The following is a 17,144-nucleotide window of genomic DNA, read 5'->3' as shown; positions in this document are numbered from 1 at the left end:
CGTTGACGACAACTCCGTGTGTCAACAGGTCAGAGGTGCCGTCATGGTCCGCGAAACAACCTACGTGGTGCAGGCGTTCAACGCCGGCAAGGGTGGAAATCTGAAGGCCGACTCTCCCATCGTCTGCAAGTCGGAAAGCGGCGCGCTGCGTACGGCGGAGAGATTGGCCTTGAGCAAACTCGGCGTCGTCGCGTTCTCGTCCAGCGGCGATCCCGAAATGGGTGACTATGACGATGAGCCTACGGTGTTCTTCCGAAAGGGCGAGCTTCCGGCTGGTTTCGACTGAGGCCCTGATCGTGGTCGAGCAGATATTGGCGGAGAGGCACAGATGAACGAGCGACTGGACATATTGAAGAAGGCCCGCGATCGAATGATCGAGGACAGGGACACGCATGCGAAGGTGCTGGCCGCTCCTTTTGATCGCGACAATGCCGAGCGAGCACGGAACAAGTTTGTCGAGCTTCAAACGCTGATCGATGCCCTGGACCGCGCAATCAGCGCAGAAAAGCCGGCCTCGGCATAGGACCGAAGCGAGTGAAGGGCGGGACTGGCGGACGTTTCAAGACAGCACCGCAGTCGCATGCCGGCGGCCGCCACGGCTCGCTCTATTGCTGTCTTGCCCATTCGACGATCGCCGCGGCATCGGCGCCTGCCTGCGTCTCCCAGGTGGCGATCGCGGGCGTTGCCGCTTTCCGGAGCGCGGCGACGAGGGATGCCGGCGCCGGCTCGGCGATGCGGACGCCGTTGTCGCGCATGCGCGCATAGTTTTCGATGGTGCGATGGGTCAATAGCGCGAATTGGCTTTGCTCGGTCTCGGCCGCCGCGGCCAGCACCTCGCGCTGCATCGGCTCGGACAGTTCGGCAAATGCGTCGCTGCGGACGAAGGCGATCGAGACCGGCATCGCGTAGTTGATCGCTGTAAAGTAGGGCAGGAAGTCCCAGAGCTTGCGTCCCGCGCCGCCGTCGCCGGAGGTGAGGAACGCATTCAGCCGGTGTTCCCTGAGGCCAGCGAGTGCCGCGTCCATAGGCAGGAACTGTGCATTCGCGCCGGCTGCGCGCATGACCTCGCCGGAGTTGGCGTCGTAGGCCCGCAAATTCAGTTTCGGCAGGGCGTCGGCGCCTTCCAGCGCATGGTCCGACCAGAGGCCCGTGGCCGGCCAGATCGTGACATAGAGCAGCTTCAGGCCGCGCGCCGCGAGCGCCTTCTCGTAGAGCGGGCGCGCCCGCAGATTGGTGGCGCGGGCGAGGTCGACGGACTGCACCAGAAAGGGCAGGGTGGACAATCCGAGCACCGGGTCGAGGCCCGAAAGCGCGCCCGCGAAGGCGTCGCCGCCGGCGATGCGACCATCCAGCGCGGCGCGCGGCATTTCGCCCGAGTTGATCTTGAGCTCGTTGTCGAAAGCGCTAGCTACGGTCACGAAACCGTTTGTGCGCGCCGCGACGCGATCGGCGAAACTGGTGAGCCCGATCCCGGAAATGTTGTTTTGCGGATATTCCGTGGTCATCCGCCAGTTGACTTGCGCCATGGCCGGCGCGGCGGACAGGGCGAGGGCTAGGAGGACGAGGATCGCGCGGATCCCTGGGGCAGGGCAGCGCATTGGGAGAAGCGGGTCAAACAGCATATATTGGCAACTCGTCGAACCATGGCACGATGCCACAACATGGCAGATCATCTTGTTGCATGCCGCGCCGGAGCGCGCCACAGCGCTGCTTGGGCACGGCTGACGCGAATTGCATCACTCATCATCGCCGCACTGCTCGTCTCGGCGACACGGGTGGTGGCGTGGGACAGCTCGCCCGCGAAGACCAATATCGCCGTCCCCAGCGTCGAGGAGCTTGCGATGCCACCGGCGAATCCGGCCACTGCGCGCGAGAGCGATACGCGGGAATCGATCTGCCTGATCGTCGAGGCCGCCGCACGGGATGCCAATCTGCCGCTGGAATTCTTCGCCCGCGTGATCTGGCAGGAAAGCCGATTCCAGGCCGATGCCGTGGGACCCATGACGCGCAGCGGCGAGCATGCGCAGGGGATCGCGCAGTTCATGCCGGGCACTGCGAGCGAGCGCGGGCTGCTCAATCCCTTCAACCCGGTGCAGGCGCTGCCGAAGTCGGCGGAGTTCTTGAACGAGCTGCGCAACCAGTTCGGCAATCTCGGTCTTGCGGCTGCTGCCTACAACGCCGGGCCGCGCCGGGTGCAGGAATGGCTCGCCGGCACCGGCGGCATGCCGGAGCAGACCCGCAACTACGTCTATGCCATCACCGGCACGAGCGTTGACGCGTGGGCCAAGGCGGGAGCGACCGGCAAGGGACCGCCGAGTTCGCCGCCGACGAGCTGCCGCGATCTCATGGCGCTTCTGAAGCGCGCGCCAAATGCCTTTGTGGCCGAGCTCGAACAGCATGTCGAGCTCGCCGCCGCAAAGGTCTGGGGCGTACAGCTCGCTGCCGGTTTCGACCGCAACAGGGCGCTGGCGATGTATTCCCGCGCCGTCACGCGGCTGACCGCGGTGATCGGCGAGCGCGATCCGAGCCTGCTAAGCTCGGTGATGCGCAGCCGCGGTACGCGCGCGTTCTACCAGGTGCGCATCGGCGCGGACACGCGCAGCGAGGCGGATGATCTGTGCAACCGTATCCGCAAGGCCGGCGGTGCCTGCTTCGTGCTGAAGAACCGGGGTGTGAACGGGTAGGCGCGTCTGCCCACGCGCGCATGCCAGCCCCGCCGCGCGCTTCCTTGACGCCAGCCACAGCATTGCCCGTTATGCGGGCACGATTCCGCAATCCGGCCAAAGACTCCCGTGGCGCTTCCTCCGCTCGATTCCCCTCAATGGCAAAGTTCCTGGCGCGCGTTTGCGTGGGGACTGCGTTCGATCACGCAGACGATCCTCACGCTTGTCCTGTTCGCGACCTATCTCGGCATCGGCGCCCTCGCTCATGACACCCATTTCAGCCTGCTCTGGGCGCTCTGCTCGACGCTGTTCGTCTGGGCGGGCCCCGCGCAGATCATTCTGATCACCACGCTCGGCTCCGGCGCGACCATCATCCAATCGGCGATCGCGGTCACCGTCAGCGCGATCCGGCTGTTTCCGATGGTGGTCTCGGTGCTGCCCCTGATGCGCACGCCGACGACCAAGCGGCGCGAGCTGTTCTTCGCCGCGCATCTTACGGCGGTGACACTGTGGGTCGAATGCCATCGCTTCCTGCCGCAGGTGCCGCGCGAGCGGCGCATCGCCTTCGTCAACGGACTTGGTTTTGGTCTGGTCTCCGTGTGTCTCACCGCCAACACGGTCGGCTATTTCCTTGCCGCCAACCTGACGCAGACGCTCGGCGCCGCGATCCTGATGCTGACGCCGCTGTCGTTCCTGTTCTCGACCGCGCGCAACAGTCGCGAGGTCGCCGACGTCGTCGCGCTGACGCTCGGGGTTCTGCTCTATCCGCTGGCCGCGAAGATGAACTCCGGGCTCGACATTCTCGTCAGCGGTTTGGTGGCCGGCACGATCGCTTATGGTGTGCATTGGTGGCGGGAGGTGCGCGCATGAGCTTTGCGCAGCTCATCGGCGACTGGCACGCACTCGTCGTGCTGTTCGTTGCGGGCGTTGTTCCCAACCAGATATGGCGCATGCTGGGCCTGTGGTTCGGCGGCGGCATCGACGAGGGCTCGGAGCTGCTGGTCTGGGTGAGGGCGGTCGCCACCGCCATCCTGGCCGGCGTCATCGCCCAGATCGTGGTGGAGCCGCCGGGGGCGCTCGCCAGCGTGCCGGACGTCTTGCGCTATGGCGCGGTCGGCGCAGGCCTCGTCGCCTTCCTGCTGACCCGCCGCTCGATCTTCGCAGGCGTGGTGACAGGCGAAGTCTTCATGCTGGCCGGAAAGTGGTGGTTAGGCTAAAACCACCGGCGAACAGCAAGGAACGGGAAATATGGTTCGCGAAAACGAGCTCCGCGAGGGCGAGGTCGCCATCGAGCTGCCGTCGACGGAGGATGCCGGCCTCGTCTTCATCGGCCGCATCCGCACGCCCTGGACCTCGCGGATGGAGACGCCGCGACAGGGGCGTCAGGACGGCCCGGTGTGCCGGCTCGAGATCTTCGAGCCGTTCGTGCCGGCCATCAAGGGCGTCGATTTCTACAGCAATCTCGAGGTGCTCTACTGGCTCGACAAGTCGCGCCGCGACATCGTCCTGCAAAGCCCGAAGAACAACGAGAAGACCCGCGGCACGTTTTCGCTGCGCTCACCGGTCCGGCCCAACCCGATCGGCACCTCGATCGTCAAGCTCGTCGGCATCGAGGGCAATGCCATTCTGGTGCGCGGGCTCGACTGCATCGACAACACGCCGCTGATCGACATCAAGCCAGATCGTTGCGAATTCACGCCGCTGGCCGCCCCGCAGGCAGGGGATTTTCAGACGGAGTGAGGGGCGGCGATCGTAGCCCGCATGGAGCGAAGCGGAATGCGGGGAGGTCCCGGATTACGCTTCGCTCCATCCGGGCTACAGGGCTGATATCTATCCCGCCTTCAGCGCCGCGATCAGCTTGGCCGCATTCTCTTCCAGGACCTTGACGTCTTCCTTGCGGCTGGCGGGCGGCAGCATGGCCACGCCGTCGTGGCGCGGCATCACGTGCATGTGGAGATGAAACACCACCTGGCCGCCGGCGGGCTCGTTGAACTGCTGCACGGTGATGCCGTCGGCCTCGAACGCTTTCATCGCAGCGGCCGCGATCTTGTGCGCGCCCCGGGCGACGTGGGCGTAGTCGTCAGGCTTGATGTCGAGGATGTTGCGGGCAGGGGCCTTCGGGATCACCAGCGTATGGCCCGATACCCGCGGCATGATGTCGAGGAAGGCAAACACATGCTCGTCCTCATAGACCTTGTGGCAGGAAAACTCGCCGCGCAGGATCTTCGCGAAGATGTTGTTGGGGTCGTAGGCGGTCATGGCGGCGGCTCCTCGAATTTTGCGCTTACTGTCATCAGCCGTGGCAAACCGTCAAGGCGCCTCGTCGACGCCTTTGCGGAACGGGCCGAGCTCGGCCAGCTCCCGTCCGGCCTCGGCGACATAGGCGCGCTCGCGCTTGAGGTAATCGTCGATGGCGCGGCGCAGGCCGGGATCGGCGATGAAGTGGGCGGAATGGGTCGTCCGCGGCAGGTAGCCGCGCGCGATCTTGTGCTCGCCCTGCGCGCCGGCCTCGACGTTGTCGAGGCCGTGTTTGATCGCGAAATCGATCGCCTGATAGTAGCAAACCTCGAAATGCAGGAACGGATGATGCTCGACCGCGCCCCAGTTGCGGCCGAACAGCGTATCCGAGCCGATGAAGTTGATCGCGCCCGCGATCCAGCGGCCGTTGCGGCGGGCCATCACCAGCAGCACGTCCTGGCTCATGGTCTCGCCGATCAGCGAGAAGAATTCGCGCGTGAGATAAGGCCGGCCCCATTTGCGCGACCCGGTCTCCATGTAGAATTCGAAGAAGGCGTCCCAGGCATCCTCGGTGATGTCGCTGCCGGTGAGCCAGTGGATGGTGATGCCGGTGGCAAGCGCATCGCGCCGCTCGCGCTTGATCGATTTGCGGTGGCGCGAATTGAGCGTGGTGAGGAAATCGTCGAAGGTCGCAAATCCCTCGTTGTGCCAGTGGAACTGCTGATCGGTGCGCTGGAGGAAGCCGTGCCCGGCGAGCAGTTTCCACTCCGCCTCGCGCGCGAAGGTGACGTGGACCGAGGAGGCCTTGCTGACGCCGCATAGCGCCACCAGCCCGCTCGCTAGCGTCTCCGCGATGCGCTCGCGATCCACGCCGTCGCGGACCAGCAGCCGGGGCCCTGTGGCCGGGGTGAAGGGAACCGAGACCTGGAGTTTCGGATAGTACCGTCCCCCGGCGCGCTCATAGGCATCCGCCCAGCCGCGGTCGAAGACGTACTCGCCTTGGGAATGCGATTTCAGATAGCAGGGCACGACCCCGGCGACGCGGCCATCGACCTTGGCCACCAGATGCCGCGGCCCCCAGCCGGTGCGGATCGTTGCTGAACCCGATTTCTCAATCGCGGATAAAAACGCGTGCGAGACGAACGGGTTATAGGCGGGTTTTGAGAGGCCGAGGGAATCGCCTGGAAGCCCGGATGAAGTTCCGGCGCCATGCCCGTTGCAAGCCTTGTCGGGATTGGCACAGGCGTCCCAATCCTCGGCAGATACCTCGCCAATCGAGGGTACAGCCTCGAGTGTGATTTCAGATGATGCCATCGTGCCCAAGATCGTGCATTGCAGCAGCGACTTCAAGAGGCGGGAACCGAGCTCTCACGTGCCCCGGACGCATCGCAGCGCGCAGCGGCGCGATGCAGAGCCGGGGCCCATCTCTCCGCATAGCGTGCCGCCTTCTGGGTCCCGCCTCTGCACAGCAACGCTGGCGCGTTGCAGCGCGTCCGGGACACGAGAGCAATCGCTGTGCAACAGGTGTGCCCCCTACGGCACGAACCCCTCAAAGATCATCTGATCCGCATATTGTCCGACCCGCGTCCGCTGTTCCGGGGTGCGCACGGTCCAGCCGAGCAGGGCGCAGCCGAGGACGTTGCGGGCGATCCAGGGGGCGGGGGCCGGCAGGTGGTCGACCTTGAAGGCGACGAAATGCGGCTGGGTCTGAAAGCCGTGGCGCAGATACAGCATGCTGTCGCGCTGCGCCTGCGTTAGCTTCGCCCAGTACTCGTCCTCGTAGGTCCGCTGCGCAACGATGCCGCGCGGGCGGGACGGCAACAGCTCACGCAGCGCCAGCACCTGGTCGGGATCGAACGACATGCCGACGGCGGGGCCCTGATAGGACGACAACACCTCGGCCATCCGCATCACCAGCTTGCGGTCGCCGCCAAAATGGCTCTTCACCTCGATCACCAGCGGCACGCGGCCGGCGACCATGGCACAGAGGTCGGACAGCGACATCATCCGCTCGTCCGTGTCCTTGAACTTGACCGCCTTCAGTTCGGCCGCGGTCTTCAAAACCACCTCGCCGGTGGCCTCGGTGAGGCGGCCGAGCGCGTGGTCATGGTGCACCATGGCCTCGCCGTCGGCGGAGAGCTGGATGTCGACCTCGATCGAGAAATTGCCTGCGATCGCAGCCTGCACCGCCCCCGGCATGTTCTCGACGATGCCACGGGAAATGTCATGCAGGCCGCGATGGGCGACCGGCCGGGCTGTCAGCCAATCAGGAGCGCGCAACGCCGTCAGCTCCGTGTCAGGCGACCTCGAACACGCCTTCAACCTCGACCGCCGCGTCCGCGGGCAGCGAGGCGACGCCGACGGTGGTGCGGGCGTGGCGGCCCTTGTCACCGAAAGCGGCGACCATCAGGTCGGAGGCGCCGTTCAGCACCTTCGGCCCGTCCAGGAAGTCGGGTGCCGAGTTGATGAAGCCGCCGAGGCGCACCACGCGCACGACCTTGTCGAGGTCGCCGAGCGCCGCCTTGACCTGGGCCAGCAGGTTGACGGCGCAGCCGCGCGCCGCTGCGGCACCGTCCTCGATCGAAACGCCGGCACCGAGCTTGCCCTTGGCGATCAGCTTGCCGGCGGGGTCGAAACAGACCTGGCCGGAGACGAACAGCAGGTTACCGGTGCGCACGAACGGCACGTAATTGGCGACAGGGGTAGGGGCCTCGTGCAGCTTGATGCCCTGTTCCGCCAGTTTCTGCTCGACCGTGCCCGCCATGTTCGACCTCGTTGTCCAAATTTCATCCGCCCGGCTGCGTCCATTTGGAGGCCGGGCGCGCCCTGTTTCGCCCATCGTGCCGTCACATGCAAGCAACCGGAGCGACTGCATTTTGTTGTGGCCAAGCAGCAGGTTCAAGGCGGGGGCCGCAACTTTACGTGAAACGGCCTCAGTTGCGACGCAATGGAACGGTCATTAAAATGTCGAATCTGCGCTTTCCCCAGGGATGACACATGGTGCACCTTTTCCGGACTTCGCTCGGTGTGATGGGGCTCGCGGCGGCTGCTTTCGGCGCAGGCGGTGGAGCGCAGGCGGCCAGCGGTCCGTTCCTTGCGCACCAGGCGCTCTATGACCTCAGCCTCGTCAAATCGCGCTCCAATTCGATCAACAGCGCGCGCGGCCGCATCCTCTACAATTTCACGGGAAGTTCGTGCGAGGGCTACACCTCCGAATTCCGCCAGGTCTCCGAGCTCGACAGCGGCGAGGGCAAGATCACGCTGAGCGACCTCCGCTCGAACTCCTGGGAGGACGCCGCGGGAAAAAGCTACCGCTTCAAGATCGAGACGCGGATGAACGAGGCGGACGCCGGCCGGGTCGACGGTTCGGCCGAACGCGACGGCGACCACATCAACGTCAAGCTGAAGCTGCCGGCGCCGAAGAGCTTCACCCTCGACGGCAAGATCGTGTTCCCGACCGAGCAGATCCAGCGCATCATTGCCGCCGCCAAGGATGGCAAGTCGCTGCTCGAGCTGTCGGTGTATGACGGCTCCGACGACGGCCAGAAGGTCTACAACACGCTGACCGTGATCGGTCAGCCGATTCCCGCCGACCGCACTGCTTCGCCCGATGCATCGACCACGGACGAGCACATGAAGTCGCTCAAGCGCTGGCCGGTTACCGTCAGCTATTTCGACCGCGAGTCCCAGCAGAAGGAAGGCGAGCAGACGCCGGTCTACGCGATGGCGTTCGAGCTCTACGAAAACGGCGTTTCGCGCCAGCTCGTGCTCGATTACAACGATTTCGTGATTTCCGGCGCGATGGGCAAGTTCGACGCGAAGGACAGCAAGCCCTGCAATTGAGGGGCGAGGCTAGCCCTCCGCTCGCTCTCCAGCTACGCTCCCTCCCAACCACAAACCCGGGAGGCAAGCACCATGCCCAAGCTCGACCATCTCCGCCCCAGCGGCCTGCATCACAATCCGGCCTATTCCCACGTCGTCACCGCTTCCGGTGCGCGCACGATCTACATCTCCGGCCAGGTGTCGGTGGACGAGGAAGGGCGGATCGTCGGCGAGGGCGATATTGCCGCGCAGACGACGCAGGTGATGCAGAATCTCGGCCATGCGCTGAAGGCGGCCGGTGCGACCTACGCCAACATCGTCAAGATCACGACCTTCGTCGTGAACTACAAGCCGGAGCTGCGCCCGATCATCGGCAAGGCCCGCTCGGCCTTCTTCGAAGGCATGGAGCCGCCGGCCAGCACCCTCGTCGGCGTCTCCGCGCTCGCCGCGCCGGAATGGCTGATCGAGATCGAGGCGGTGGCGGTCGCGGATTGATCCGACCGTGGGATGGATAGAGCGAAGCGAAACCCATCACCCTTGTTGCGCAGGAAGAGCTCGATGGGTTTCGCTTCGCTCTACCCATCTTACTTTGCTGCGGACATCGCTCGCAAAACAGCCATCGCTTCATCGGCCCTGTCGGCAGGTACGAAAAGATGATCGTGGTGGAAGGCCGACACCGCATTCACGCTGATGCCGGCTTCGGCCAGGCGCGCCGTGACTGCAGCCAGGAAGCCCACCGCATCGAGCGCGGAGTGTACCGTCAGGGTGATCAGGCGCGAGGCGAACGCGTCGCGTAAGCCTGACGCCTCGGCTTCTTCGCGCAGGATCACCAGCGTGGTTCCTTCCTGCTCGCGAAACGTCAGCAGCGGGTTGACCGCTGCGGGAACGGGCTCGTTGGGTGGGATCGTGCAAAACACGAAGGTGCCGTCCAGCAGCTCCGGCTTCATGTTTCTCAACAGCGCGTCGAGGTCGCGTTCGCCTGTCACGATGGCCAGCCTCTCAGCGCGTTCGGATGCGTACAGCCCTTGCGAAACCGATCAGCGCCGGAACCTGACAGGGGCCTCGCCAACATACCTTTGTATATCTCTTCCAATCCTTCTCATACGCTGACCTTACGCTGGTACAATTGAGCGACGGCCGGCGATTCTTACAATTTGAGTCTACTCGGGTCACTGCGAGGAAGCTCAAATGAACGTCATGATTGGAAAGCTCAACGGCCTGTGGCACCTCATCGTCGGGTCTTGTCAGATCCGAACGCCGTTCCTGGCGAGTCAGGATCGGCAGTTGGTCATTCAGTATGCCCGGCGTGTCTATCCGGGTGCACGGATCTTCGAACGCGACTGAATTGAGCAGGACTCGATCATTCCTGCTGTCCTGTTTCAGGGCCATCATACGCGATGCCGCGAATGACGGCGGAGTTGCCGAACTTCTTGCGCAGACTGTCCACCGCGCGCTCGGCATGCGCAGCACGGCGGTCGAGCATGTCGGTGTCGTCGGCGGGCGAGCCTTCGCGCAGCGCGCTGACGCCGGCGCCCATCAGGCGAAACGCGGTGCCGTCGATCTCCTTCGCCAGCATCTCGCGGCAGATCGAGAAGATCTTGGCGGCAAGCTGCGTCGGGCCTGCGATCGACTGCGAGCGGGTGCGCTGGCGGAAATCGGCAGTCTTCAGTTTCAGCGTCACGGTCGAGCCGGCAAGCTCGCTGCTCTTGAGCCGCGACGACGTCTTCTCGCAGAGCCGCCACAGGATCTTCTCGAGCGTCGCGAAATCGCGGATGTCGGTCTCGAAGGTGGTTTCGCTCGAAATCGTCTTGGCGCCCCGATCGGGCTCGACGCGGCGGTCGTCGATGCCGCGCGCGAGCCGCCACAGCCTGCGGCCGTCGCTCGGAAACTGCCGCATCATCTCGATCTCGTCGGCCTTTTGCAGGTCGGCGATGATGCGGAAGCCGCGCTGCACCAGGCGCTCCTGCGTGGCCGGGCCGACGCCGAAGATGAAGCCGACCGGCTTCTCCGCCAGCATCGAACGGGCTTCCTCCTGATCGAGCGCGGCAAAGCCGCGCGGCTTGTCGAGGTCGGAGGCGATCTTGGCCAGGAACTTGTTGCAGGACAGGCCGACCGAGACGGAGATGCCGATGTCGTGCTCGATGTTGCGCGCGAACCGCGCCAGCACCTTGGCCGGAACCATGCCGTGCACCCGCTCGGTGCCCGACAGATCGAGAAAGGCCTCGTCGATCGAGAGCGGTTCGACCAGMGGTGTCAGCGCCTGCATGGCCTGGCGCACCTCGCGGCCGACACGGACGTACTTGGCCATGTCGGGCGGGATCACGGTCGCGTGCGGGCAGGCCTCGAGCGCCCTATACATCGGCATGGCCGAGCGCACGCCGTAAGTCCGCGCGATGTAGCAGGCGGCCGACACCACGCCGCGCTTGCCCCCGCCGATGATGACGGGCTTGTCGGCGATGTCAGGATTGTCGCGCTTCTCGACCGTCGCATAGAAGGCGTCGCAGTCGATATGGGCGATGGTCAGGCCTGCGAGCGCGCGGTGGCGGACGAGGCGAGGGGAACCGCAGGCGGAGCAGCGCCGCACGCCCATATCCAGATCGGCCAGACAATCCCGGCAGAAGCAGCGGGGGCCGGCCGTATCTGGGACGGTCACGGCACGTCGCGCTCCCAGGAGGGGTCGCCGAGCGCGTCGCCCAGCACCTGCCGCGCCGCAGCAACGTTGGTCGGATGCAGCTCCGCGGTCGAGGCAAAGGCCTTGACGGTGGCGTCATCGCGCATCACGAAATCGAGTACGCTGAGGAGGAAATTCGGGTCCGAGGCGGCATTGCGCAGGGTCTCAGGACCGACGCCTGTCTCAGCCAGGAACAGGCCAAGCCGCTCCGGATCGCCGGCCACGAAGGAGAGCGCCTGAATCGCAACGATTTCAGCGACTTCGCGAGGGTTGTGAACAGGCTTTTTCAAGGGTTCGGTTTGCCTTTCCGTTAACTTTCGGTGTCTACTTTGAAGCCATCATGCCCGAGTCTCAAGACCGCCGACAAGCAACTGGAAACCACATCGCAGAAAGTCGGCCCTCGGGTTTAACGAAACTCAAGCGAATCTGAGGCTAGTTTGAATCCAGTTTTCGAAGCGCCGGCGAGCGGCGCCTGAGGCGTCACATGTATACGGCTTCGTGCCAATCAGGAGGGCGGGATGGCTAAGACCGTCCTGATCGTGGAAGACAACGAGCTCAACATGAAGCTCTTCCGCGACCTGTTGGAGGCACACGGTTACCAGACCTCCGGCACCAGCAACGGCTACGAGGCGCTCGACCTCGTTCGCAAGATGCGGCCCGACCTCGTGCTGATGGATATCCAATTGCCGCAGGTCTCGGGCCTCGAGGTCACGCGCTGGATCAAGGACGATCCGGAGCTGCGCGCCATTCCCGTCGTCGCGGTCACGGCGTTCGCGATGAAGGGCGACGAAGAGCGCATCCGCGAGGGCGGCTGCGAGGCCTATTTGTCCAAGCCGATCTCGGTCGGCAAATTCATTGAGACGGTCCGGCGTTTTATCGGATAGGAAGTGAGTTCAAAGTGTCCGCGCGTATCCTGGTTGTCGATGACGTTCCCGCCAACGTCAAACTCCTCGAAGCTCGCCTGTCCGCCGAATATTTCGACGTGATGACCGCCTCGAACGGGACCGAGGCGCTGGCGCTGGCCAGCCGCGCCGAATGCGACATCATCCTGCTCGACGTGATGATGCCCGACATGGATGGCTTTGAAGTCTGCCGCCGCCTGAAGACCGATCCGGCGACGCACCACATCCCCGTCGTGATGGTCACTGCGCTCGACAGCCCCGCCGACCGCAATCGCGGGCTGGAAGCCGGCGCCGACGATTTCCTCACCAAACCCGTCTCCGACGTCGTGCTGATCGCGCGCGTGCGCTCGCTGACGCGGCTGAAGATGATGACCGATGAGCTGCGCATGCGCGCCATCACCTCGCTCGAGATCGGCATGCAGGCGCCCGAGCGCAGCGCCGTGGCCGACACCGGCCGGGGCGGCCGCATTCTGCTGGTCGACGACCGTCAGTCCTCCTATGAGCGACTGGCGACGATCCTCGCCGCGGAGCACACCATCGACGTCGAGCCGAACCCGACCGAAGCGCTGTTCCACGCCGCCGAAGGCAACTACGACCTGCTGATCGTCTCGCTCGACCTCAACAATTTCGACGGGCTGCGGCTGTGCAGCCAGGCGCGCTCGCTGGAGCGCACGCGCCATGTGTCGATCCTGGCGATCGCGGACCCCAAGAACTCGACGCGGCTGCTCCGCGGCCTCGAGATCGGCGTCAACGACTATTTGCTGCGCCCGATCGACAAGACCGAGCTGCTGGCCCGCGCCCGCACGCAGATCCGCCGCCGCCGCTACACCGATCATTTGCGCGACAACGTGCAGAACTCGATCGAGATGGCGATCACGGACGCGCTCACCGGCCTGCACAATCGCCGCTACATGGAGAGCCATCTGGCGACGCTCGCTGACCAAGCCTCGACCCGCGGCAAGCCCCTGGCACTGATGATTTTGGACATCGACTATTTCAAGTCGATCAACGACAATTACGGCCACGACGCCGGCGACGACGTGCTGCGCGAGTTCGCGGTGCGCGTGCGCAAGTCGATCCGCGGCATCGACCTGGCCTGCCGCTACGGCGGCGAGGAGTTCGTCATCGTGATGCCGGAGACTGACCTCCACGTCGCCGGCATGGTCGCCGAGCGCCTGCGCCGTTCGATCGCGGGCGAGCCGTTCGCCGTCCACAAGGGCACCAAGCGCATCGAGGTCACGATCTCGATCGGCCTCACCACGCTGGAGCAGAAGGGCGAGGCGGTCGCCGACGTCCTCAAGCGCGCCGACACCGCGCTCTACCGCGCCAAGCACGACGGCCGCAATCGGGTGGTGTCGCAGGCGGCGTGAGGCCGCCTGCAACAAAAACTGCGAGAACAACCCCATGCACAGTGGCCGGCGTTAGCCGGATCATTGGCTTATGCGGGTAGCGAGGCGGGCCTATGCCGATTGCCCGGGCGTTTGACACGTCGGGCAAAACAGGAGCATTTTGATAGGATCGGGCAGGGCGCGGTTGTTGCGCGAAGCCCTCTCCCCAAGCTCCGCTGTTCCACAAGCTCCGCCGTCATTCCCCGCGACCCGGCTACGCCAAGGCTTCGCCGGGGTTTGAGGTCGAGGGGCGCCGAAGCTTTAGCGTAGGCGGCAGGCGGGGAATCCAGTACGCCGCGGCCTCGCGGTTCAATCACAACCGCCGCTGGAATACTGGATCACTCGCTTTCGCGGGTGATGACACCGAACGATACGGCCATGCTGATTAGTGCGGCGTGCGCTTGCTGTGCGTCACGGCCGGCTTCTCCGCATCACCCACATCCACGCCCGCATTCCGCAGCAGCACCTTCGCCGCTTCCTTTGCCGCGCGGGCCATCGCCGGGTCGTCGCGCACGAGGTCCTGTGCGATCGAGCCATCGACCAGGAGCACGAGCTGGGTGGCGAGCGCATCCGCATCCGCAACACCTAGCTCGTTCAACCGCTCGCGAAACCAGACGCGGCGGCTTTCCTTGAAGGCGATTGCGATCTTCTTCACGGCGCGGTCCTTTGGGCCGAGCTCGGCGACCGCATTGACGAACGGGCAGCCGCGAAAATCCTTGGCCGCAAAGCGTCGCTCCAGCGAATCGAAGGTGCCAAGAATCTGCTCGGCCGGGGGCTTGTCGGAGGGGCGCGGCTTGACGAAGCGGCGCTCCAGATAGGCCGCGATCAGCGCATCCTTGGAGGGGAAGTGGTTGTACAGCGTGCGCTTGGAGATGCCGATCTCGGCCGCGATGGTGTCGACGCCGATGGCGCGAATGCCTTGCAGATAGAACAGCTTGTCGGCGGTCTCGAGGATCCGCTCCTTCATCGTCTGTGGTGTGGGCGGGGGAGCCATGCGGCAGCGTGCGTCCTGTTCGCTTGACAGCGTGCACCTTTCATAGCCTAAGTACACAGGTCTGTGTAACTAAAAACATCGAGAATTGCAGACGCCGGCGCGCGCGTCGCGCCGACGAGGGAGAAAAATATGCCCCTTTTGCAGGTCCTGCGTCCGACATTGCCCATCCTGATTGGCGCCTCGATCATGCTGACACTGAGCATGGGGCTGCGGCAGAGCCTCGGCATCTTCATGCAGCCTTTGACGCATGACATCCACATTTCGATCTCGGATTTCACGCTGGCGCTGGCCGTGCAGAACCTCGCCTGGGGCTTTCTCCAGCCGCTCGCCGGCGCGATGACGGTGCGCTACGGCTTCCGCCCGATCATGATCGTGGGCTCGCTGATGTACATCGTGGGCCTCATTCTGATGGCGACCGCGAACGGGCTCGTCAGCATCATGATCGGCGCCGGCGTGCTGATCGGGACGTCGCTGGCCTGCACCGCGGCCGCGATCGCGATGTCGGTGGCGGCGCGCGCGGTGCCGGAGACTGTACGCTCGACCGTGCTCGGCATCGTCTCCGGCGCGGGCTCGCTCGGCGCGCTGTTGTCGGCGCCGCTCGGACAGATGCTCAACGAAGGATTTGGCTGGCGCGTCGGGCTCGCCGGTTTCGTGATCATGTCGGTGCTGATGATCCCTGCGGCCTGGTATGCCGGCCGTGTCGACGCGATTCCGCTGCCGAAGCCGACCGCCGACGACATCGGGGATGCCACCGCCGCGACGGCTGCGAAGACGGCGTTCGGCAACGCGTCCTTCGTGGTGATGACCTGCGCCTATCTCGTCTGCGGCATGCAGCTCGTGTTTCTCACCACGCATCTGCCGTCCTATCTGGCGATCTGCGGCCTCGATCCGATGCTCAGCGCGCAGACGCTCGGCATGATCGGCGGCTTCAACGTGCTGGGCTCGCTGTTCTTCGGCTGGGCCGGCCAGCGCTGGAACAAGCTGGCGCTGCTGGGCGGCATCTACATCCTGCGCTCGCTCGCGCTCGCCTGGTATTTCATGCTGCCGGCGACGTCGTTCTCGACGCTGCTGTTCGGCGCGATCATGGGCTTTCTCTGGATGGGGGTCRGCCCGCTGGTCGCCGGCGCGGTCGCCGAGATGTTCGGCCTGCGCTGGCAGGCGATGATCCAGGGCCTCGCCTTCATGAGCCACCAGATCGGCAGCTTCCTCGGCGCCTACGGAGGAGGGGTGCTCTACGACACGCTCGGCTCCTACACCATGGCCTGGCGCATCGGCGTGGCGCTCGGTCTGGCCGGCGGCATCATCCAGGTCGCATTCGCGCTGATCCGGCCATCGCAGCCGCCGTCGCCGGTGCTGCGGACGGCGTAGCGGGGCGGTGCTCGCGAACGTCAGAGGGAGCTTGCAGGGGACGCCGTGCTGTTTCGTCGTGATGGCAGCGTGTGACCCGAAGCTTGGCGCGCGGACGAACTTTTCTCCGGCTGTGACGTTGCAACAATTCATGATCCTGCAGGCGGATGGCGCGTCGTCGCGTGCGCCATCCGCTTCTCCTCATGGGCCTTAAGCTTTCAGGTCCGTGATCCGCATAATCGCGACCACATTCCCGTCGTTGTACGCCTGTTCTTTTGTTTCCTTGTTGCAGGTCCAGACAAAATTCTTCTTGCCCGTAAAGGTCTTTCCGTCCTGCTCAAGCCGAAGCTCCCCTTCGGTGATATGGCAGATCATGGCATTCATCATCGGGGGCCCCATGGTCTTCGCCCCCGGCTGCATGATGACATCGCGCATTGAGACGGTCTTAAAACCTGGGATCAGGGATGGTGTCTCGCCTTCATATTCACGCACCACGACACCTGGCCAAGGCGTCATATCCTTGTAGCCTGTGGCTTGAGCGGCGGCTGGCCTGACCATGGCAGCCGAAGCCGCTGCCAACGCGATTCCCAGTGCGGACCTTCGATCGATCTTGCTCATCGCTTTCTCCCGACGTTACCGAACGAGCCGCCGCATAAGCAGCGCGCAAAGTTCGTGGTGAACGGTGGTCGAAACCGAAAAAAGAACGGCTTCTAAGAGAGCGTGCTTGCCGATGGCACCAGTGCTGCTCGTTTGCCCAGACGGTGATTTCGGCACATCCCACTTTAAGGGCAACGACATTCTACGTCACCTGACGAGTCTGGGGAACATGTGAAACGAAGTCTCTGCCTGGCCCACGGGAAGGTCCGGATTTGGCCCCAAGCGGTCGACCCGGCATGTCCGCTAGATGTCCGCTCCTTGGGGCTGAAGCAGACTTGATATGCTCAGCCCGAGTTCTTCGGGGTGTGACCCGAATGTATGGTCCGGCCGTGCGTAGCAAGAGGTTCGTCGATCAGGTGGTGAGTGGTCTTGCATCAATGTATCCGGCCTTTGATTGGAGCATTTGCTCCGGGCCATCATGGATATCAGCGCGCGTGCGTTCTCATTAGCGGACAGGCCTCG

Annotated in this window: 22 protein-coding genes; 12 read left to right on the top strand and 10 right to left on the bottom strand. The window is 64.5% G+C overall.

Features of this window, described 5'->3' with window-relative positions; genetic code table 11:
- Positions 1-43: 43 nt before the first annotated feature.
- Positions 44-286, top strand: coding sequence for a hypothetical protein (locus AB4Z51_RS37610; RefSeq protein ID WP_063982778.1), 243 nt, complete (start codon positions 44-46; stop codon positions 284-286).
- A gap of 42 nt (positions 287-328) precedes the next feature.
- Positions 329-523 (top strand): hypothetical protein, encoded by a 195-nt coding sequence (locus AB4Z51_RS37605; protein WP_063982779.1) that lies wholly within the window; start codon positions 329-331, stop codon positions 521-523.
- Between the two features lie 82 nt (positions 524-605).
- On the opposite strand, the gene AB4Z51_RS37600 is transcribed toward AB4Z51_RS37605, so the two are convergent.
- On the bottom strand, positions 606-1,622 hold the full coding sequence (locus AB4Z51_RS37600) for a TRAP transporter substrate-binding protein (RefSeq protein WP_167768315.1): 1,017 nt from the start codon (positions 1,620-1,622) through the stop codon (positions 606-608).
- A gap of 39 nt (positions 1,623-1,661) precedes the next feature.
- Between AB4Z51_RS37600 and AB4Z51_RS37595 the strand changes: the two genes are divergently transcribed.
- The 4 genes from AB4Z51_RS37595 (at position 1,662) to tsaA (ending at position 4,403) form a co-directional block, all read left to right on the top strand.
- On the top strand, positions 1,662-2,684 hold the full coding sequence (locus tag AB4Z51_RS37595) for a lytic transglycosylase domain-containing protein (RefSeq protein WP_244623456.1): 1,023 nt from the start codon (positions 1,662-1,664) through the stop codon (positions 2,682-2,684).
- A gap of 108 nt (positions 2,685-2,792) precedes the next feature.
- Positions 2,793-3,533 carry an AzlC family ABC transporter permease gene (locus tag AB4Z51_RS37590; protein WP_063982781.1) on the top strand — a complete coding sequence of 247 codons (741 nt, stop codon included), beginning with the start codon at positions 2,793-2,795 and terminating at the stop codon, positions 3,531-3,533.
- A complete protein-coding gene (locus AB4Z51_RS37585) occupies positions 3,530-3,880 on the top strand; it encodes an AzlD domain-containing protein (RefSeq protein WP_063982782.1) in 351 nt (116 codons plus the stop codon). Before AB4Z51_RS37590 ends, AB4Z51_RS37585 begins: the two co-directional genes overlap by 4 nt.
- A gap of 31 nt (positions 3,881-3,911) precedes the next feature.
- On the top strand, positions 3,912-4,403 hold the full coding sequence (gene tsaA / locus AB4Z51_RS37580; protein WP_014494668.1) for a tRNA (N6-threonylcarbamoyladenosine(37)-N6)-methyltransferase TrmO: 492 nt from the start codon (positions 3,912-3,914) through the stop codon (positions 4,401-4,403).
- A gap of 90 nt (positions 4,404-4,493) precedes the next feature.
- Here the strand turns inward: tsaA and AB4Z51_RS37575 are convergent, their stop codons facing one another.
- The 4 genes from AB4Z51_RS37575 to AB4Z51_RS37560 form a co-directional block, all read right to left on the bottom strand.
- A complete protein-coding gene (locus tag AB4Z51_RS37575; RefSeq protein ID WP_063982784.1) occupies positions 4,494-4,922 on the bottom strand; it encodes an HIT domain-containing protein in 429 nt (142 codons plus the stop codon).
- Positions 4,923-4,973: 51 nt separating this feature from the next.
- Positions 4,974-6,215 carry a GNAT family N-acetyltransferase gene (locus tag AB4Z51_RS37570; protein WP_135216945.1) on the bottom strand — a complete coding sequence of 414 codons (1,242 nt, stop codon included), beginning with the start codon at positions 6,213-6,215 and terminating at the stop codon, positions 4,974-4,976.
- Between the two features lie 219 nt (positions 6,216-6,434).
- Complete coding sequence (locus AB4Z51_RS37565; protein WP_135216944.1) at positions 6,435-7,181, bottom strand: glycerophosphodiester phosphodiesterase; 747 nt, start codon at positions 7,179-7,181, stop codon at positions 6,435-6,437.
- A 16-nt stretch (positions 7,182-7,197) separates the two neighbouring features.
- The gene (locus AB4Z51_RS37560) at positions 7,198-7,665 is read right to left on the bottom strand and encodes a RidA family protein (protein ID WP_014494672.1); all 468 of its coding nucleotides are present in this window, start codon (positions 7,663-7,665) and stop codon (positions 7,198-7,200) included.
- Between the two features lie 233 nt (positions 7,666-7,898).
- Here AB4Z51_RS37560 and AB4Z51_RS37555 point away from each other — a divergent pair, with 233 nt between their 5' ends.
- Together AB4Z51_RS37555 and AB4Z51_RS37550 are read left to right on the top strand one after the other, a co-directional pair.
- Positions 7,899-8,744: a cell envelope integrity EipB family protein gene (locus tag AB4Z51_RS37555; RefSeq protein ID WP_135216943.1), complete on the top strand. Its 846-nt coding sequence runs from the start codon at positions 7,899-7,901 to the stop codon at positions 8,742-8,744.
- Between the two features lie 72 nt (positions 8,745-8,816).
- Positions 8,817-9,218, top strand: a complete 402-nt coding sequence (locus AB4Z51_RS37550; RefSeq protein WP_014494674.1) for a RidA family protein — start codon at positions 8,817-8,819, stop codon at positions 9,216-9,218.
- An 89-nt stretch (positions 9,219-9,307) separates the two neighbouring features.
- On the opposite strand, the gene AB4Z51_RS37545 is transcribed toward AB4Z51_RS37550, so the two are convergent.
- Entirely contained in the window at positions 9,308-9,709 is a 402-nt protein-coding gene (locus AB4Z51_RS37545; protein ID WP_135216942.1) for an ACT domain-containing protein, read from the bottom strand.
- A 202-nt stretch (positions 9,710-9,911) separates the two neighbouring features.
- On the opposite strand from AB4Z51_RS37545, the gene AB4Z51_RS37540 reads away from it, so the two are divergent.
- Positions 9,912-10,067: a hypothetical protein gene (locus AB4Z51_RS37540; RefSeq protein WP_166097113.1), complete on the top strand. Its 156-nt coding sequence runs from the start codon at positions 9,912-9,914 to the stop codon at positions 10,065-10,067.
- A 16-nt stretch (positions 10,068-10,083) separates the two neighbouring features.
- Here the strand turns inward: AB4Z51_RS37540 and AB4Z51_RS37535 are convergent, their stop codons facing one another.
- Together AB4Z51_RS37535 and AB4Z51_RS37530 are read right to left on the bottom strand one after the other, a co-directional pair.
- Complete coding sequence (locus tag AB4Z51_RS37535; RefSeq protein ID WP_441499148.1) at positions 10,084-11,376, bottom strand: DNA polymerase IV; 1,293 nt, start codon at positions 11,374-11,376, stop codon at positions 10,084-10,086.
- Positions 11,373-11,684, bottom strand: a complete 312-nt coding sequence (locus tag AB4Z51_RS37530; protein ID WP_028150563.1) for a DUF3572 domain-containing protein — start codon at positions 11,682-11,684, stop codon at positions 11,373-11,375. Before AB4Z51_RS37530 ends, AB4Z51_RS37535 begins: the two co-directional genes overlap by 4 nt.
- Positions 11,685-11,912: 228 nt before the next feature.
- On the opposite strand from AB4Z51_RS37530, the gene AB4Z51_RS37525 reads away from it, so the two are divergent.
- Positions 11,913-12,278 (top strand): response regulator, encoded by a 366-nt coding sequence (locus AB4Z51_RS37525; RefSeq protein ID WP_008566616.1) that lies wholly within the window; start codon positions 11,913-11,915, stop codon positions 12,276-12,278.
- A gap of 14 nt (positions 12,279-12,292) precedes the next feature.
- Positions 12,293-13,666 carry a PleD family two-component system response regulator gene (locus AB4Z51_RS37520; RefSeq protein ID WP_135216940.1) on the top strand — a complete coding sequence of 458 codons (1,374 nt, stop codon included), beginning with the start codon at positions 12,293-12,295 and terminating at the stop codon, positions 13,664-13,666.
- A gap of 403 nt (positions 13,667-14,069) precedes the next feature.
- Here AB4Z51_RS37520 and AB4Z51_RS37515 read toward each other — a convergent pair whose 3' ends face one another.
- The gene (locus AB4Z51_RS37515; RefSeq protein WP_135217316.1) at positions 14,070-14,678 is read right to left on the bottom strand and encodes a TetR/AcrR family transcriptional regulator; all 609 of its coding nucleotides are present in this window, start codon (positions 14,676-14,678) and stop codon (positions 14,070-14,072) included.
- A gap of 129 nt (positions 14,679-14,807) precedes the next feature.
- Here AB4Z51_RS37515 and AB4Z51_RS37510 point away from each other — a divergent pair, with 129 nt between their 5' ends.
- Positions 14,808-16,046, top strand: coding sequence for an MFS transporter (locus tag AB4Z51_RS37510; RefSeq protein WP_441499147.1), 1,239 nt, complete (start codon positions 14,808-14,810; stop codon positions 16,044-16,046).
- 189 nt (positions 16,047-16,235) lie between these two features.
- Here AB4Z51_RS37510 and AB4Z51_RS37505 read toward each other — a convergent pair whose 3' ends face one another.
- Complete coding sequence (locus AB4Z51_RS37505; RefSeq protein ID WP_135217314.1) at positions 16,236-16,643, bottom strand: hypothetical protein; 408 nt, start codon at positions 16,641-16,643, stop codon at positions 16,236-16,238.
- Positions 16,644-17,144: the final 501 nt, after the last annotated feature.

Source organism: Bradyrhizobium sp. 2TAF36 (assembly GCF_052114925.1).
In the GTDB taxonomy this organism is placed as follows: domain Bacteria; phylum Pseudomonadota; class Alphaproteobacteria; order Rhizobiales; family Xanthobacteraceae; genus Bradyrhizobium; species Bradyrhizobium barranii.
Note: the sequence above shows the minus strand (reverse complement) of the source record. Positions and strands in the feature narration are given on the sequence as shown.

Coding starts and splice junctions, on each gene's coding strand:
- AB4Z51_RS37610 (WP_063982778.1), top strand. CDS start 44: ATGGTCCGCGAAACAACCTACGTGGTGCAGGCGTTCAACGCCGGCAAG.
- AB4Z51_RS37605 (WP_063982779.1), top strand. CDS start 329: ATGAACGAGCGACTGGACATATTGAAGAAGGCCCGCGATCGAATGATC.
- AB4Z51_RS37600 (WP_167768315.1), bottom strand. CDS start 1,622: ATGCTGTTTGACCCGCTTCTCCCAATGCGCTGCCCTGCCCCAGGGATC.
- AB4Z51_RS37595 (WP_244623456.1), top strand. CDS start 1,662: ATGGCAGATCATCTTGTTGCATGCCGCGCCGGAGCGCGCCACAGCGCT.
- AB4Z51_RS37585 (WP_063982782.1), top strand. CDS start 3,530: ATGAGCTTTGCGCAGCTCATCGGCGACTGGCACGCACTCGTCGTGCTG.
- tsaA (WP_014494668.1), top strand. CDS start 3,912: ATGGTTCGCGAAAACGAGCTCCGCGAGGGCGAGGTCGCCATCGAGCTG.
- AB4Z51_RS37575 (WP_063982784.1), bottom strand. CDS start 4,922: ATGACCGCCTACGACCCCAACAACATCTTCGCGAAGATCCTGCGCGGC.
- AB4Z51_RS37570 (WP_135216945.1), bottom strand. CDS start 6,215: ATGGCATCATCTGAAATCACACTCGAGGCTGTACCCTCGATTGGCGAG.
- AB4Z51_RS37560 (WP_014494672.1), bottom strand. CDS start 7,665: ATGGCGGGCACGGTCGAGCAGAAACTGGCGGAACAGGGCATCAAGCTG.
- AB4Z51_RS37555 (WP_135216943.1), top strand. CDS start 7,899: ATGGTGCACCTTTTCCGGACTTCGCTCGGTGTGATGGGGCTCGCGGCG.
- AB4Z51_RS37550 (WP_014494674.1), top strand. CDS start 8,817: ATGCCCAAGCTCGACCATCTCCGCCCCAGCGGCCTGCATCACAATCCG.
- AB4Z51_RS37540 (WP_166097113.1), top strand. CDS start 9,912: ATGAACGTCATGATTGGAAAGCTCAACGGCCTGTGGCACCTCATCGTC.
- AB4Z51_RS37525 (WP_008566616.1), top strand. CDS start 11,913: ATGGCTAAGACCGTCCTGATCGTGGAAGACAACGAGCTCAACATGAAG.
- AB4Z51_RS37515 (WP_135217316.1), bottom strand. CDS start 14,678: ATGGCTCCCCCGCCCACACCACAGACGATGAAGGAGCGGATCCTCGAG.
- AB4Z51_RS37505 (WP_135217314.1), bottom strand. CDS start 16,643: ATGAGCAAGATCGATCGAAGGTCCGCACTGGGAATCGCGTTGGCAGCG.